The sequence below is a fragment of the Bradyrhizobium sp. SZCCHNR1017 genome, assembly GCF_032381375.1.
In the GTDB taxonomy this organism is placed as follows: Bacteria; Pseudomonadota; Alphaproteobacteria; order Rhizobiales; family Xanthobacteraceae; genus Bradyrhizobium.
In genome coordinates this window covers 348211-364784 of the sequence record NZ_JAUHIR010000006.1, presented here as the reverse complement: position 1 = coordinate 364784, position 16574 = coordinate 348211, and the positions used below count along the sequence as shown (strand labels likewise).

Genomic DNA, 16574 nt, shown 5'->3' with positions numbered 1-16574 from the left:
CGAGACCATTCCTGTATCTGGGAACCGCCGGAGCTCGTCTCCGGCGGTTCTTTTTTGCGCTGCGGTCAGGTTCCCGCGCGGCACGATTTGAATGATCCTCTTAACGTCTCGCTCACCTGAAACGATACAGCTTGAATGATCGGCTTAAGCCGCGACGAACCCGTATCCCGGTAACTTGCATGGGCAGTAAACCGCAGGGGGCGAGCACGTATGAGCGCGACAGCCAAGCAGACCGTGACCCAGACCGCGAACAGGCGCCATCTCCTGCTCGCGTCGGATCGCGGTGACCAGAGCAGCGAGCTGGCGCGCATCCTGCGCTCGGTCGGCGACGTCGACATGATGCCGACCACCGAAATCCCCGAGAACCCCGGCAACCGCTTCTCCGGCGTCATCGTCGACATCAACCTGCGTTCGCCCGAGAGCGTGCAGCGGGTGCGCAAGAAGCTGTCGTCACGCGCCTATAGCGACGTGCCGCGGCTGTTCGTGCTCGCGGAGGCGCTGCACCACGCCACCATGCAGGCATGGGCGCTCGGCGCCACCGATACCATCGCGCGGCCGTTCAGCCCCGCCGACGTGCTGCAGCGCATCCGCTCGGCGCTTCCCGCCGACGACGGCTATGACGAGACCGATCGCGGCAAGCTGCTCAATCGCGGCGTCGAGGCCGCGCAGGCCATCATGGTCAAGATCTTCGAGAAGCTGCCCACCGGCGCGCATCTGACGATGGAGGACATCGTCGCGGCCGAGAACAAGATCCTGAAGGCGATCAAGCACTCCTCGCTGCGCGAATGGATGACCGTGGTCGGCTGTCATCACAACGACACCTATCGGCATTGCCTGTTCGTGACCGGCCTTGCGGTCGGCTTCTCGATTCATCTGGGCATGCGCGACGACGACCAGCGCCGGCTGGTCCGCGCGGCGCTGCTGCACGACGTCGGCAAGGCGTTCATCCCGGTCGCGATCCTCGACAAGCAGGGCAAGCTGACGGCGGAAGAGATCGCGCTGCTGCGCCAGCATCCGCGCCGCGGCTACGAGGCGCTGTGGCGGCAGGGCGGCTTCCCGCCGGAGATGCTCGACGTCATCCTGCATCACCACGAATTCCTCGACGGCTCCGGCTATCCCGACGCGCTGCACAACGAGCAGATCAGCGACATCGTGCGCCTCACCACGATCGTGGACATCTACGCCGCGCTGATCGAGCACCGCGCCTATCGGCCGGCCTTCACCCATGCGCGCGCGTTCCAGATCATGGAGAACATGGGCCCGAAGCTCGACCAGCAGCTGCTACAGGCGTTCCGCCCGGTCGCGATGGGCGCGCATTGACGCGATCGCCTGAGAGCGCATCCATCGCCCGAGGGTAGCCGCTCGACGCAAGTGCATCTCGGCCGAGGCGCACTATCCTACCCGCCAATCGGTGAAAGGCGGGAGGAGCAGCATGGGCGCAGCCGAACAGGCCGGCGAGGTCATTCCCGGGCACATCGCCGCCGCGCTGGTCGATCCGGCCTGTTATGCCGACCACCGCATCCATGATGCCTATCGCTGGCTGCGCGCCAACAATCCGCTCGGGCGGGCCGAGCTCGATGCGTTCGATCCGTTCTGGGTGGTGACGCGGCACGCTGACATTCTCGCCATCAGCCGTCAGAACGATCTGTTCCACAATGCCGACCGTGCGACCACGCTGACCAACAAGGCGGTGCTGGAGCGCGTTCACAAGATTACCGGCCAGCCCAATCTCGTGCGTTCGCTGGTGCAGATGGATGCGCCGGACCATCCGAAATATCGCGCGCTGACGCAGGGCTGGTTCATGCCGGCCAACATCGCCAAGTTCGAGCCGCGCATTCGCGAGATCGCGCGGGCGACCGTCGGCCGCATGGCGGCGAAGGCCGCGGCGAATGGCGGCGTCTGCGATTTCGTCGCCGAGGTCGCGCTCCACTATCCGCTGCACGTGATCATGGAGATTCTCGGCGTGCCGGAGGAGGACGAGCCGCGCATGCTCAAGCTGACGCAGGAGCTGTTCGGCCCGCAGGATCCGGACACGGCGCGGGTGCGGGAGGCGCTGTCGGCCGAGGTGTTCGCGGCGATGCTGCAGGCGGTGGTGGCCGATTTCGCCGCCTACTTCCAGCGCATCACCGAAGACCGCAAGGCTCATCCGCGCGACGATCTCGCCACCGTCATTGCCAACGCCAGGATCAATGGCGAGGACATGCCGCTGCACGACCGCACCAGCTACTACATGATCGTGGCGACCGCGGGTCACGACACGACGTCGTCGTCCACGGCAGGCGCGATCTGGGCGCTGGCGGAAGATCCCGAGCAGTTCGCGCGCGTCAAAGCCAATCCCGAGCTGATCCCGGGCCTCGTCGACGAGGCGATCCGCTGGATGACGCCGGTCAAGCATTTCATGCGCAGCGCCACCGCCGACACCGAGCTCGGCGGCCGCAGGATCGCCAAGGGCGACTGGCTGATGCTGTGCTACGCGTCCGGCAATCGCGACGAGGCGGTGTTCGAGCAGCCCGACACGTTCCGCTGTGACCGCAAGCCGAACCGCCACGTCGCGTTCGGCTATGGCGCGCATCTCTGCCTCGGCCAGCATCTCGCCAAGCTCGAGATGCGCATCCTGTTCGAGGAACTGCTGCCGCGGCTCACATCGCTGTCGCCGGCAGGGCCGGTGCTGATGACGCGGGCAACGTTCGTGAACGGACCGAAGAAGCTGCCGATCCGCGTCACGATGGGCTGACGCGGCGCTCAATCCAGCAGCTTGCGCAGCTCGGTCTTTGCGACCTTCTCCAAGGTTGAGCGCGGCATCTCGTCGACCAGCTTGACCTCGCGCGGCACCTTGAAGTCGGCGAGCCCGGCGCGGCAGGCGGCCAGCACCTTGTCGGGCAGCTCCTCGCGCGCGATCCCGGGCTGCGGGATCACGAACGCGACCGGCACCTCGTCCAGCATCGGATGCTTCCTGGCGACGACGGCGGTCTCGCGTACGCCGGGCACGGTGATGATGACCTGCTCGATCTCGGACGCCGCGACGTTCTCGCCGCCGACCTTGAGCATGTCCTTGGTGCGATCGCCGAACTTGATGAAGCCGTCGGCCAGGCGCGTGACGCGGTCGCCGGTCAGGAAGAAGCCGTCGGCATCGAAGCTCGTGCGCGTCGCTTCGTCGTTGTAGAGATATTCGGCGAACAGCGACAGGCCGGGCACGCCCTTGATGGCGAGATTGCCGGTGGCGCCGACCTCGGTCGGCCGGCCGTCATCGTCGGTGATGCGGATGGTGTATTCCGGCGCCGCGCGGCCGATCGACATCGGCGCGTTCGGCTGATCGACCTCGCCGACGATGCCGTGGGTGATGGTCTCGGTCATGCCCCACCAGCCGATGATCTTGATGCCGAACTTGGCGAAGGCGGGCGGCTCGGACACCGCCGTGCCCCACAGCCGGAACTTGTGATGCTTCGGCACGTCCTGGTCGAGCAGCGCCTTCATGCAGAACGGGATGGTCGAGGTCCAGGTGCTGCCATGCTCGAGCGCCGCGCTCCAGAACCGGCTCGCGGAGAAGCGCGGCTGGATCACGCAGGTCGCGCCGACCCAGAGTGTGGCAAGCATCGAATAGGCCAGCGCGTTGGTGTGGAACAGCGGCAGATAGGTCTGGTGCACGTCGCCCTGATGCAGGTCCTCATGGACGGCGTTGACCTTGGCGCCCCACAGCGCGTTGGCATGCGTCCACAGCACCGCCTTCGGCCGAGACGTCGTACCCGAGGTGTACTGCACGCTGCACGGCGCCAGCGGATCGGCCGGCCGCCGCGGCCGATCGGCGCTGTCGGCAAACAGCGCTTCGAAGCGCTCGCCTCGTTCGACGGCCGACGCCTCCGCCTGACCCGGATCGTGCGAGATCACGGCCATCCATTTGAGGCCGCGGCAATGCGCTGCGATCATCTCGGCATAGGCCGGCTGCGTGATCGCAGCCACCGCGCGACAGTGCTCCGCGAAGTAGCTCATCTCGGCGGCTGCCGAGCGCGTGTTGGTCGTGACGGCGAGCGCGCCCAGCTCGACGCAGGCAAACCAGGCAAGCATCGCCTCGACGCAATTGTCGAGATGGATCAGCACGGCATCGCCGGGCTGGACGCCGCGCTTGACCAGCCCGGCCGCCAATGCGCCGACACGCTCGTGAAACTCGCCATAGGTCCAGCGGCGCGCCGGTGCCTCGAACGGCGCCGAGATCAGGAACGGATGATCGCGCCGGGTCTCGCTGCGCAGCTTCAACAGCCACGGCACGTCCATGCCGTCGAACGGCGTCACCGTGCCCGCTGCCATCGTCGTTCCCTTCATCTTCGCTCCCGTCGTTCTTGAGTACGGCCTGTCTCCGGCCGCTTCGTTCTCGTCGTCATCTTCTGCCACCTTGCGTCGCCGCGATCAAATCGGGATTGAACCCGTCTCCGTTCGCGGGCGACCAATGGCGCGGCAAGACACGCCCGGAGGTTTGCATGCAGGCCGAGCCACGACCATGGCGGCTGCCCGATGCCCGCTATTTCCAGATCGCGGCATTGGCGACGCTGCTGGCGATCAATTTCGCCATGATCGATTTCGGCGCGCGTCCCGCAGCGAGCGTCGTCGCGGTCGCCATGGCGCTGCTCACGCAAGTGGTCTGCTGCCGCATCTCCGGCGCGCCGCTCGATCTCAAGTCACCGCTGATCACCGGCCTGTCGCTCAGCCTGCTGCTGCGCGCCGACGCGCTGTGGCTGCATGCGGCGTCAGCCGTGATCGCCATCGGCTCGAAATTCGTGCTGCGCGTCGACGGCAAGCACGTGTTCAACCCGGCGGGGCTGGCGATCGTGGCGCTGCTGTTCAGCTCCAAGGGCGTGTGGATCTCGCCCGGCCAATGGGGGACGGAGATCTGGTTCGCGAGCCTCGCCGGCTTCTTCGCGATCCTGGTGCTCGGCGCCTCTCGACGCGCGGACATCGCATTCTATTTTTTCGCCAGCCATGCCGCACTGCTGCTGCTGCGCGCCGCCTGGCTCGGCGATCCCCTGGCGATTCCGCTGCATCAGTTGCAGAGCGGCTCGCTGCTGATCTTCACCTTCTTCATGATCTCCGACCCGCGCACCTCGCCGGACTCGCGCGTCGGCCGGCTGCTGTTCGCGCTGAGCGTTGCGGTCGCGGCGCACTACCTCACCTTCGCCATGCAGATGCGGCCGGCGCTCTACGTGTCGCTGATCGCGCTGTCGCCGCTCACGCTGCTGCTCGACCGGCTCGTCCCTGAGACCCGCTTTTCCTGGCGTTCGCCCGTTCCCGAAGGAGTGTCGACATGACCCTGCGTTACAGCAAGCTCTTCCGCACCGGCGTCGCGGCCGCCGCGATCCTGGCGAACGCAGCGATGGCGCCCGCGAATGCCTTTTGCGGCTTCTATGTCGCCCAGGCCGACGCGAAGCTGTTCAACCAGTCATCGAAGGTCGTGCTGGCCCGCGACGGCGAGCAGACGGCGATCACGATGGCCAGCGACTTCGAGGGCGACGTGAAGGAGTTCGCGGTGGTCGTCCCCGTGCCGACCTTCATCGAGCGCAAGCAGATCGGCGTGGTCGAGCCGAAGACCATCGACCATCTCGACAAATACACCGCGCCGCGGCTGGTCGAATATCATGATGCCGATCCATGCGCGCCGGTCGTCGTTGCGGCGCGGGCGATGCCGGCGGCGCCGATGATGGCAGGCGCTGTCTACGAAATGACCCGGCGGAACTACGGCGTCACCGTCGAGGCCAGCTACGACGTCGCCGAATACGACGTGCTGATCCTGTCGGCGCAGGAGAGCGACGGACTGACGCGCTGGCTGACCGACAACGACTATCGCATCCCGCAAGGCGCCGAGGCCGTGCTCGGCAGCTACATCAGGCAGGGCATGCGGTTCTTCGTCGCGAAGGTCAATGTCGAGCGGATGAAGGGGATCGGCAACGGCTCCCTGCGGCCCCTGCAGGTGCGCTACCGGAGCGCCAAGTTCATGGTGCCGCTGCGGCTCGGCACGGTCAACGCCAGGGGACCGCAGGACCTGATCATCTATGCGCTCACCAGGAGCGGCCGCATCGAGGCGGCCAACTATCGAACGGTGAAGATCCCATCCGATATCGATGTTCCGCTCTATGTGAAGGACGAGTTCGGGCCGTTCTACAAGGCGCTGTTCGAGCGGGCGGTGGCGCGCGAGAACATGCAGGCGGTGTTCGTGGAATATGCCTGGGACATGGGATGGTGCGACCCCTGCGCCGCCGATCCCATGAGCAACAAGGAACTGGTCGAGCTCGGCGCGCGCTGGATCGGCAGCGACGATGACACCGCCTTCAGTCTCCGCCGGGGCACGGCCGGAGCCAGCGCCTTCGTGACCCGGCTGCACGTGCGCTACGATGCGAAGTCCTTCCCCGAGGACATCGTCTTCGCCGAGACCAAGGACCGCAGCAATTTCCAGGGTCGCTATGTCCAGCACCATCCCTGGCGCGGCGAGGCGTCCTGTGCCGCGGCGAAGACCTACCGGGACAGTCTCGCCGCACGTTTCGCCACGCAGGCGACGGATCTCGCGCAACTGACCGGATGGTCGCGCAGCGAGATCATCGCGAAAATGGACAAGAGCGGCGAGACCGTGACGAAATGACCTAAGGGCGGCCTCGGCTCAATCCTGATACGAGGAGATCTCGATCAGGCTGCCGTCGGGATCGCGGCAATACACCGAGCGCAGCGTGCCGCGCGCGCCCTGCTTGGCGACCGGGCCCTCCTCGATGGCAATGCCGAGCGCCTCGAGATGCGCCACCACCTCGTCGGGGGTGCTGGTGGTGAGGAAGCAAAGGTCGTCGCTGCCCGCCGCGACATGGTCGGCCGTGAACCAATCGACCTTGTCCGCGTCCTTCGGTCGCACGTTGATCTTCTGGTTCCCGAATAGCAGCGACGTGCGCCTCGCCTTGCCTTGTCCGGGATCGAACACCTGGACCGTCATGCCCAGCACCTGTTGGTACCACGCCGTCGTGCGGTCCACGTCGGCGACATTGATGACCAGATGATCGAGCGCATCGACCTTGACCGGCATGGGCTCTTCCCTCCTGATGGGGCATCGATCTCGCCGCAATCGCGGCACTCTGCTACAATCGATCCCGGCGGCTCGTTAACCGCCGCTCAACGATAATGCCTGAGGAAACGCATGATTTCACGTCGTACCGCGCTTGGTCTGATCGCCTCCGCCGTCCCGTCCATCGCGGCCGTTCGCAAGGCGTCCGCGGCCGACTATCCCACCCGTCCCGTCCGCTTCGTGGTGGGTTATCCTCCGGGCGGCGCGACCGACATCCTGGCGCGGCTGATCGGCCAGCGGCTGTCCGAGACGCTCGGTCAGCAGTTCATCGTCGAGAACAAGCCGGGGGCCGGCAACAATATCGGCACCGATGCCGTCGTGAACGCGGCGGCCGACGGCTACACCGTGCTGCTGGTCAATCCGGCCAACTACATCAATGCGAGCCTCTACACCAATCTCAAGTTCAACTTCGTCCGCGACATCGCGCCGGTGGCCTCGTTCAACCGCGTCCCCAACGTGATGACCGTCAACAAGGACATCGAGGCCAAGAACGTCGCCGAGTTCATCGCCTATCTCAAGGCAAACCCCGGCAAGGTGAACATGGCCTCGTCCGGCAACGGCACCTCGGTGCATCTGTCGGGTGAGATGTTCATGGCGATGACCGGAACCAAGATGCAACACGTGCCCTATCGCGGCGCGGCGCCCGCGATCACCGACATGCTCGGCGGCCAGGTGCAGGTCATCTTCGACAACATGCCCTCCATCATCCAGCACATCCGCTCCGGCTCGTTGCGAGCGCTCGGCGTCACCACGCAGCAGCGTTCGCCGCAATTGCCGGACGTCCAGGCCGTCGCCGAGACCGTACCCGGTTACGAGGCGAGCGCGCTGTTCGGCATCGGCGCGCCGAAGAACACGCCAAAGGAGATCGTCGAGAAGCTCAACAAGCAGGTCAACACCATCCTGGCCGAGCCCGAGATCAAGGCCCGTCTGGTCGATCTCGGCGGCGAGCCGCTGATCCAGTCGCCGGAGCAGTTCGGCGCCCAGATCGCCGCCGAGACCGAGAAGTGGAAGAAGGTCGTCGAGTTCGCCGGCCTGAAGGTCGAATGAGTCGACCTGGCGACGCCGCAATCGCTGGGCCGCGTGCCGCGACGGGTCTTCGATGAGGCGCCGGCCCGCGAGACGGGCGTCGAGGGCTGAAGGTGACGTGCCGCGCATGCGACACGTCACGGCCTTGGTTGGTGATCCGTTCCGCCGATTTGTCGTTTTTTGACCATGCCGGTGTGGTGCAACCCTCCGGCCAAAAGAGGAACAGATCATGCGCAAGGTTATGATGATGGCAGCCGGCCTCGTCGGCGTTGCACTTGGTGGCGGTATCGCGCCGGCCTCCGCAGGCGGTTACGACTATCCCTGGTGTGTGCAGGGCCGAGGCGTCGGTTACCCCGGCGACTGCTCCTATCAGACCTTCGAGCAATGCCGGGCGAGTGCCTCCGGGCGCAATGCAGGCTGTGGCATCAATCCGCGCGTCGCGTTCGATCCTGCCCGCCGCGGCCCCTCGGTCTATGTCGACATGCCGCCGCCGCGCCGCGTGCACCGCTATCAGTATTACTGACGCCTCTACGGAGCGGGTCGGCACGCGCGGCCAAGCGGCTGACGCAGGCGCGCTTCCGGAATCGCGCGGGCTTGCATCGACTTTGCGTTCGTATATACTTTGTATTGCAAAGTTAAACGAGCCGTTCCGGGCCTCAGGTGAGACATGCGCGACCTCGATAAGGCGCTGGCGGACATCATCGCGATCCGCAGCCAGCTTGCGGCGGGCACGGCATTTCGCGGCTACGGGCCGGCGACGATGGCCGCGACCTCGGCCGTAGCGCTGGTCACTGCGCTGCTTCAGCAGCTGTTTCTGCGCGACCCGACGGCCGACGCGTGGACGTTCCTGCTCGGATGGGCGGCGGCAGCCTGCGTGTCGCTGACGATGATCTGGTTCGAGATGCGGGCGCGGTCGCGCCGGCATCATTCCGGCCTTGCGGACGCGATGATTCATCAGGCGGTCGAGCAGTTCCTGCCAGCGGGCATCGCTGGCGTCCTGCTCGCGGTGCTGCTGTGGAAGTTCGCGCCGGAGGCGCTGTGGATGCTGCCGGGCCTGTGGCAGATCCTGATGTCGCTCGGCGTGTTCGCGTCGGTGCGCTCGCTGCCACGCACGGTGGCGCTTGCCGGGGCGTTCTATTTCATGGCCGGCTTCGCCGTGCTGCTGGTCGGCAGCGCCACGCATGCGCTGTCGCCATGGACGATGGGGCTTCCGTTCGCGATCGGACAGGGGCTGATGGCGGGCATTCTGTATTTTGCGACCGGAGAGTCCGATGTCGAAGACTGACGGCAGCGCGCCGTTCTCCTATGACGGCCTCGATCGCGTCATCCACGAGAAGGCACGGCTCGGCCTGCTCACCTCGCTGATGGCGCACCCGAAGGGTCTCGCTTTTGCCGACCTCAAGCAGCTCTGCGGGCTGACGGACGGCAATCTGTCCCGCCATCTGCAGGTGTTGCAGGAAGCCGGTCTCGTCGAGGTCACCAAGGGCTATGAGGGCAATCGCCCACATACCACCTGCCGGCTGACCAAGGCGGGACGCCGCCGCTTCCTCGATTATCTCGCCGTGCTCGAGCGCCTCGTCCGCGACGCCGCGGCGGCTGCCGGCAAGGAACATACGCCATCGTCGGTCGGCCTGATCCCGGGCCGCATCTGAATCGCGCATCGCACTTTTTCGACCTGGAGCTTTGCAATGCAAAGTAGTCTGCAACCTAAATCGCCTGCTGTGGTGGATGGCCTGCATGTCGGCATCATCATGGACGGGAACGGCCGCTGGGCGACGCGCAAGGGCCTGTCGCGGCTGCGCGGGCACGAGGCGGGGGTCGAGGCGATCCGGCGCGTCGTCGAAGCCGCGCCCGACCAGGGCATTGGGACGCTGACGCTGTATGCGTTCTCCAGCGACAATTGGCGACGCCCACGTGCCGAGGTCGCCGCCTTGATGGCGCTGTTGCGGGTCTATCTCGCCAGCGAGGTGGAGTCGCTGGTACGCAACGGCGTCCGCCTCACCGTGATCGGCCGTCGCGACCGGTTGCCCGGCGGCATCGCCGACGCGATCGGCCGGGCCGAGGCGGCAACCCGCGACGGCAGCACCCTGCATCTGCGCATCGCCGTCGACTATTCGGCGCGCGACGCGATCCTCGAGGCCGCGGCGAAGGCCCGCGAAATCGACGGCCTGACGCGTGCGGCGTTCTCCGACCTCGTGACCGGCGAAGCCGGCTTGCGCGACGTCGATCTGATCATCCGCACCTCCGGCGAGCAGCGCCTGTCCGATTTCCTGCTCTGGGAAGGCGCCTATGCCGAGCTGCATTTCACCCAGCGGATGTGGCCCGATTTCGATGCCGCAGATCTCGCGCAGGCGCTCGCCTCGTTCCGCAGCCGCGAGCGCCGCTTCGGAGGACTCGAGGCGGTGCCGCTGGCGCCGGCACCGGTCGCCTGACGACGGCCCAATCTTTCCGCACATCGGGGAATCATCTACCGCTTGCAGCACGAGCGCAGAGATCCCCTGATGAAGCACAAGCAGCGCCGGCCTGCCGGCAAGCCTCCGGTCAGATCCGGATCGATGGGCCACACCGATACGCCCGATGCGCTGTGCGCCGCCGCGCTGCGGCTGCTGCGCGCCGGCCGGCTCGCGCAGGCCGAGGATGCGTGCCGCCGCGCGCTGACGCTGGACGCGGCCTCGCTCGACGCGCTGCGTGCGATGGGACAGGTCTGCCTGGCGCTCAAGCGCGTCGATGATGCGATCGAGTGGTTTGCCCGCGCCGTTCGGCAGGACATGTCCGCAGCGGAGTCCTTCGTCGGCTTGGCGCAGGCGCTGCGGGACTCCGGCCGCGTCGATGAAGCGATCAAGGCCTATGATCGCGCGCTGCAGCTTCAGCCGGATGCGGTGGAAAGCTGGGATGCGCTTGGCGAACTGCTGCAACTGAGGGAGCGGCACGCCGAGGCGGCGCTGGCCTGCGATCGGCTGCTGCAGCTCGCGCCCGATCGTGCCGCGACGTGGTTTCGTCTCGGCGAGGTGCTCGAAGCCCAGGGCCGGCGTGACGAGGCGGCGCTGGCCTTCGATCAGGTGGCGCAGCTCAAGCCAGATCACGTCGAGGCGGCCAACAAGGCCGGAGCGCTTCATTTCGATGCCGGCCATTACGAGCAGGCCATCTCGCGCTTCGGGCAGTCGCTGGCAGTGATGCCGGATCAGGCGGGTGTGCTGTACCTGAAGGGCATCGCGCTGCGGCGGCTGCGCCGCTACCAGGAAGCCGAGACTCTCGGCCATCGCGCGCAGGTGCTGGCGCCTGACAATCCCGACTTCGCCAATGGCTATGGATGCATCCTGCAGAATCTCGGCCGTCACGATGACGCCGTCGCCATGTTCGACAAGGCGATCGCGCTCCGGCCGCAGACCGCGGATTTCCACAATCATCGCGGCACGTCGCTGGCCGAGCTGCATCGCTTTGCAGAGGCGTTCGAAAGCTTCGATCGCGCCGTCGCGCTGAAGCCTGATCTGGCCGATGCGCATTGGAACGCGGCGCTGTTCCGGCTGCTGACCGGCGACTTCGCCCGCGGCTGGGCGGCGCGCGAATGGGGACGAAAATGTCGCGCCGTCGGCTTCGTCGAGCGCAGCTTCGAGGCGCCGCTGTGGCTTGCGGACGCGCCCCTCGCCGGCAAGACGATCCTGCTCCATAGCGACGAGGGGCTCGGCGACACGATCCAGTTTTCGCGCTACGCCACCCTGGTGGCCAAGCAGGGCGCGCGCGTCGTGCTCGAGGTCGACGCGCCGCTGCAGCCGCTTCTGTCCGGCCTGGATGGCGTGGCGCAGTGCCTTGCCCGCGGCATCGATGCGCTGCCTGCCGTCGACTATCACTGCCCGCTGTCGAGCCTGCCGCTCGCCTTCGCCACCCGGCTCGACACCATCCCTGCCGCGCCGTGCTATCTGCCGCGCCCTCCCGAGGCGCGCCGGGCGATCTGGGAACAGCGACTCGGTCCGCATGACCGCTTGCGGGTGGGCCTGGTCTGGTCGGGCAACCCCGCGCATCTCAATGATCACAACCGTTCGATTTCGTTGCCGACGCTCGCGCCGCTGCTTGAGACCGGCGCGCGGTTCGTTAGTCTGCAGAAGGAGCCTCGGCCGTCCGACAAGGCCGCGCTCGCCGCGCGCGACGACATTCTCGATCTCACCGCTGACATCCGTGACTTCGTCGATACGGCGGCGCTGATCGACAATCTCGACCTGGTCATCACCGTCGATACCAGCGTGGCGCATCTGGCCGGCGCGCTGGGCAAGCCGACCTGGATCTTGCTGCCCTTCACGCCGGACTATCGCTGGCTGCTCGGCCGTGACGACAGTCCCTGGTATCCGAGCGTGCGGCTGTTCCGCCAGGACGCGCGACGTGACTATGCCGACGTCGTCGCGCGCGTGCGCGAGGCGCTCGCCGCACAGCTCGCGACGGTCAGCGTGTGCTGAACGTTTGAGCATCAACGACGCCATAACTGAAACGTGATCGGCTGGCTGAGCCGCCGGCACGTGCCGCCCGATGGCGATTGAGCTGCGTCAACGGATTTCTGCGTGCGTATGGCACACGGTACGCCTGCTTCAGCGACGAAGGCGTTTTTGGAATGAATCAGCAGGAATCCGAGCTTGTCAGTGACATCCGGCCTGTTCGGGATGCGCATGCTGCGCCCGGCGCTGTCGTTCCCTCGTCGGCGGTGCCTGTTCCCGTGTCCCATCAGCCGCGGCGCAGGTGGGCGTTGTGGCCGTTTCTGCTGCTCGTGCTCGCCGTCGGGGCAGCCGGTGGTGGCGGCTACGTCTGGTGGCAGCGCCTGCATCCGCCGCTGCCGGTGGGCATCAGCGTCAGCAACGGCCGCATCGAGGCTGACGAGATCGACATCGCGACCAAATATGCCGGGCGCGTTGCCGAGCTGCGCGCCGATATCGGCGATCGCGTCGAGGCCGGGCAGATCGTGGCGCGGATGGACACGAAGGAGCTGCAGCAATCGCTGTCGAAGGCGCAAGCCCAGGCCGAGCAGGCGCAGCACGTCGTCGACCAGGCCCGTGCCAATCTCGCGCAACTGCAGGCGCAGAAGACGCTCGCCGAGCAGGAGATGGAGCGCACCCGCAGCCTGCTGCAGAGCGGCTGGACCACACGCGAGCTGGCCGATCAGCGCCAGCAGGCGCTCGACAATGCGACCGCCGGCCTTGCCGGCGCGCAGGCGCGGATTTTCGAAGCCGAACGCGGGCTCGAAGCGGTTCGTCACGACGTCGCGCTCTACACCGTTCAGATCGCCGACAATTCCTTGATCGCGCCGAAGCCCGGCCGCATTCAATATCGTCTCGCCAATGTCGGCGAAGTTCTCGCCGCCGGCGGCAAGGTCTTCACCATGCTGGACATCGGCTATGTCTACATGGACGTGTTCCTGCCGACCGAGGAGGTCGGCAAGGTCAAGATCGGCACCGAAGCGCGGATCGTGCTCGATGCCTATCCGGATCGTCCGATCCCGGCGAAAGTTGCGTTCGTGGCGAGCCAGGCGCAGTTCACGCCGAAGACGGTCGAGACCCGCAGCGAGCGTGACAAGCTGATGTTTCGCATCCGTGTACGAGTCGATCCGGACAGACTGGCTGCGCATGCCGATGCCGTGAGGAGCGGATTGCCGGGCGTGGCGTATGTCAGGTGGAATCCCGACGTCGCATGGCCGGCGCGTCTGCAAGTCTCGCCATGATGGCCGACATGATCGGCGATGCGTCTCCGGTCGCGATGGTCAGGAACGTCTCGCAGCGCTATCGCGGCGTGATCGCGCTCGACAACGTCTCGATCGACATTCCCGCCGGCCGCGTGGTCGGGCTCATCGGTCCCGATGGCGTCGGCAAGTCGTCGCTGCTGTCGATCCTGGCCGGCGCGCGCGCGATCCAGGACGGGCAGGCGCGCGTGCTCGGGGCCGACATGACGGACCGGCGCGCCCGCACGCAGGTGTGTCCGCGGATCGCCTACATGCCGCAGGGTCTCGGCAAGAATCTCTATCCTGATCTCAGCGTGCGCGAGAACATCGCGTTCTTTGCCCGGCTGTTCGGCCAGTCGAGGTCCGAGCGCGACTGGCGCATCGCCGAGCTGATGGCGGCGACGGCGCTGTCCGATTTCGCCGACCGGCCGGCAAAAAAGCTGTCCGGCGGCATGAAGCAGAAGCTCGGCCTGTGCTGCTCGCTGATCCATGATCCCGATCTGCTCATCCTCGACGAGCCGACCACCGGCGTCGATCCGCTGTCGCGCCGGCAGTTCTGGGACCTGATCGACCGTCTGCGCGCGCGCAGCGCGGCGGGCATGAGCGTCATCGTCGCCACCGCCTATATGGAGGAGGCGGAGCGTTTCGACTGGCTGATCGCGATGAACGACGGGCGCATCCTCGCGACCGGCACGCCGACGGAGCTCAAGGCGCAGACCCACGCGGCGTCGATCGAGGACGCGTTCGTCGCGCTGCTGCCCGACCGGCCGGCGCGCGACCGCGCCGAGATGCCGGCCAAGTCCGAGCTCGACGGCAGCCACGAGACCGTGATCGTCGCGCGCGACCTGACCTGCCGCTTCGGCGATTTCACCGCGGTCGACGGCGTGAACTTCCAGATCCGCAAGGGCGAGATCTTCGGCTTCGTCGGCTCCAACGGCTGCGGCAAGACCACGACGATGAAGATGCTGACGGGGCTGCTGCCTCCCAGCGCCGGCGAGGCGCTGATCTTCGGCCGCTCCATGGAGGCCGGCAATCATGAATCGCGCAGCCGCGTCGGCTACATGTCGCAGGCGTTCTCGCTGTATGGCGAGCTCACCGTGCGGCAGAACCTGGTGCTGCATGCGCGGCTGTTCCATCTGCCGCTGGCCGCTGCCGGGAAGCGGATTGCCGAACTGGTCGAGCGCTGCGACCTCACCGACCATATCGACAGCCTCGCGGCCGATCTTCCCCTCGGCATCCGCCAGCGCCTGTCGCTCGCGGTGGCGATCGTCCACGGACCCGATCTGCTGATCCTGGACGAGCCGACGTCGGGCGTCGATCCGGTCGCGCGCAATCAGTTCTGGCGCCTGCTGATCGAACTTTCGCGTCAAGATGAGATGACGATCTTCGTCTCGACGCATTTCATGAACGAGGCGGCGCGTTGCGACCGGCTGTCGCTGATGCATGAGGGGCGGGTGCTGGCGACCGACACGCCGGACGGCCTGATCCGCGCCAAGGGCGCGCAGACGCTGGAGCAGGCGTTCATCGCCTTCCTCGAGCAGGATGCCGGCGTCGCCGATCCGCCGGTCACGCTGACCCAGGCGCGACCCTATCCACGCCCCGCCGATCGGCCGCGGGACGAGCAACGGCAGGCCGCCGTCAGCCCGCGGCGGCTGCTCGCCTATACGATCCGCGAAGGTCTCGAGCTGATCCGTGACCCGATCCGGCTGATGTTCGCGCTGTTCGGAACGGCGTTCCTGATGATCGTGATCGGCTTCGGCATCTCCACGGACGTCAACAACCTGACCTTCGCCGCGCTCGACCGCGATCAGTCGCCAGAGAGTCGCGCCTATCTGTCGGAGCTCAGAGGCTCGCGCTATTTCGTCGAAAGGCCACCGCTCGCCAACTATGCCGAGCTCGAACGGCGGATGAAGAGCGGCGACATCAAGGCCTCGATCGAGATCCCGCCGAACTTCGGTGTCGACATCAAGCGCGGCCGGCCGGCCTTCGTGTCGGCCTGGATCGACGGCGCGATGCCGTTCCGCGCCGAGACCATCCGAGGCTACCTCGAAGGCACGCATCAGCTCTATCTCTCCGATCCCGCCGTCAAGACGACGCAGCCGTTGCCGGCCTCGCCGGTCAATGTCGAGATCAGGTTCAAGTACAACCAGTCCTTCGACAGCATCTACGCGATGGCCCCAAGCACGATCGCACTGCTGCTCGCGCTGTTTCCGGCCATCCTGATGGCGCTCGCGGTCGTGCGCGAGAAGGAGCTGGGGTCGATCACCAATCTCTATGTCACGCCGGTGACGCGGCTCGAATTCCTGCTTGGCAAGCAGCTGCCTTACATCGCCGTCGCGCTGGTGAATTTCGCGCTGATGTACGTGATGGCGATGGTCCTGTTCCGAGTCCCGCTCAAGGGCGCCTTTCTGCCGCTGATGGTCGGCACCTTGGTCTACGTCGTCACCACGACCGGCTTCGGCATGCTGATCTCGACCTTCTGCCGCACCCAGATCGCGGCCCTGTTCGGGACCGCGATCCTGACCGTGCTGCCGGCCACGCAATTCTCGGGCATGCTGGTCCCGGTGTCGTCGCTGTCCGGCGTGGCCAAGCTGATCGGCATGGTCTTCCCGATGACGTACTACCGCCCGATCGCGGTCGGCACCTTCACCAAGGGGCTGGGCTTTGCCGATGTCGGCGCCGACATCCTGATCCTTTTGATCTTCATTCCCGTCCTGACCGGGTTCAGCCTGGCGATGCTGCCGAAGCAGGAGGCGTGAG

Annotated in this window: 14 protein-coding genes; 12 read left to right on the top strand and 2 right to left on the bottom strand. The window is 66.5% G+C overall.

Going from position 1 to position 16574, the window contains the following annotated elements; genetic code table 11:
• Window positions 1-210 precede the first annotated feature (210 nt).
• Window positions 211-1320, top strand: coding sequence for an HD-GYP domain-containing protein (locus tag QW863_RS17965; RefSeq protein WP_315715034.1), 1110 nt, complete (start codon window positions 211-213; stop codon window positions 1318-1320).
• A 112-nt stretch (window positions 1321-1432) separates the two neighbouring features.
• The gene (locus tag QW863_RS17960) at window positions 1433-2734 is read left to right on the top strand and encodes a cytochrome P450 (protein ID WP_315715035.1); all 1302 of its coding nucleotides are present in this window, start codon (window positions 1433-1435) and stop codon (window positions 2732-2734) included.
• 8 nt (window positions 2735-2742) lie between these two features.
• On the opposite strand, the gene QW863_RS17955 is transcribed toward QW863_RS17960, so the two are convergent.
• Entirely contained in the window at window positions 2743-4317 is a 1575-nt protein-coding gene (locus QW863_RS17955) for an AMP-binding protein (RefSeq protein WP_315715036.1), read from the bottom strand.
• Between the two features lie 155 nt (window positions 4318-4472).
• On the opposite strand from QW863_RS17955, the gene QW863_RS17950 reads away from it, so the two are divergent.
• Together QW863_RS17950 and QW863_RS17945 are read left to right on the top strand one after the other, a co-directional pair.
• Window positions 4473-5297 (top strand): RnfABCDGE type electron transport complex subunit D, encoded by an 825-nt coding sequence (locus QW863_RS17950; RefSeq protein ID WP_315715037.1) that lies wholly within the window; start codon window positions 4473-4475, stop codon window positions 5295-5297.
• Window positions 5294-6622 (top strand): DUF2330 domain-containing protein, encoded by a 1329-nt coding sequence (locus QW863_RS17945; RefSeq protein WP_315715038.1) that lies wholly within the window; start codon window positions 5294-5296, stop codon window positions 6620-6622. The genes QW863_RS17950 and QW863_RS17945 overlap by 4 nt, the downstream gene beginning before the upstream one ends.
• Window positions 6623-6640: 18 nt before the next feature.
• On the opposite strand, the gene QW863_RS17940 is transcribed toward QW863_RS17945, so the two are convergent.
• On the bottom strand, window positions 6641-7051 hold the full coding sequence (locus QW863_RS17940) for a VOC family protein (RefSeq protein ID WP_315715039.1): 411 nt from the start codon (window positions 7049-7051) through the stop codon (window positions 6641-6643).
• Window positions 7052-7162: 111 nt separating this feature from the next.
• Between QW863_RS17940 and QW863_RS17935 the strand changes: the two genes are divergently transcribed.
• The 8 genes from QW863_RS17935 to rbbA all read left to right on the top strand — a co-directional run bounded on the left by QW863_RS17935 (window position 7163) and on the right by rbbA (window position 16573).
• The gene (locus QW863_RS17935) at window positions 7163-8137 is read left to right on the top strand and encodes a tripartite tricarboxylate transporter substrate binding protein (RefSeq protein WP_315715040.1); all 975 of its coding nucleotides are present in this window, start codon (window positions 7163-7165) and stop codon (window positions 8135-8137) included.
• A gap of 208 nt (window positions 8138-8345) precedes the next feature.
• Window positions 8346-8639 carry a DUF3551 domain-containing protein gene (locus tag QW863_RS17930; RefSeq protein WP_315715041.1) on the top strand — a complete coding sequence of 98 codons (294 nt, stop codon included), beginning with the start codon at window positions 8346-8348 and terminating at the stop codon, window positions 8637-8639.
• A gap of 144 nt (window positions 8640-8783) precedes the next feature.
• On the top strand, window positions 8784-9401 hold the full coding sequence (locus tag QW863_RS17925) for a hypothetical protein (RefSeq protein ID WP_315715042.1): 618 nt from the start codon (window positions 8784-8786) through the stop codon (window positions 9399-9401).
• Window positions 9388-9768: a transcriptional regulator gene (locus QW863_RS17920; protein ID WP_315715043.1), complete on the top strand. Its 381-nt coding sequence runs from the start codon at window positions 9388-9390 to the stop codon at window positions 9766-9768. The genes QW863_RS17925 and QW863_RS17920 overlap by 14 nt, the downstream gene beginning before the upstream one ends.
• A gap of 36 nt (window positions 9769-9804) precedes the next feature.
• The gene (locus QW863_RS17915) at window positions 9805-10548 is read left to right on the top strand and encodes a di-trans,poly-cis-decaprenylcistransferase (RefSeq protein WP_315715044.1); all 744 of its coding nucleotides are present in this window, start codon (window positions 9805-9807) and stop codon (window positions 10546-10548) included.
• Window positions 10549-10617: 69 nt separating this feature from the next.
• Window positions 10618-12564: a tetratricopeptide repeat protein gene (locus QW863_RS17910; protein ID WP_315715045.1), complete on the top strand. Its 1947-nt coding sequence runs from the start codon at window positions 10618-10620 to the stop codon at window positions 12562-12564.
• A gap of 152 nt (window positions 12565-12716) precedes the next feature.
• Window positions 12717-13817, top strand: coding sequence for an HlyD family secretion protein (locus QW863_RS17905; protein WP_315715046.1), 1101 nt, complete (start codon window positions 12717-12719; stop codon window positions 13815-13817).
• 8 nt (window positions 13818-13825) lie between these two features.
• Window positions 13826-16573, top strand: coding sequence for a ribosome-associated ATPase/putative transporter RbbA (gene rbbA / locus QW863_RS17900; protein ID WP_315715417.1), 2748 nt, complete (start codon window positions 13826-13828; stop codon window positions 16571-16573).
• Window position 16574 lies beyond the last annotated feature (1 nt).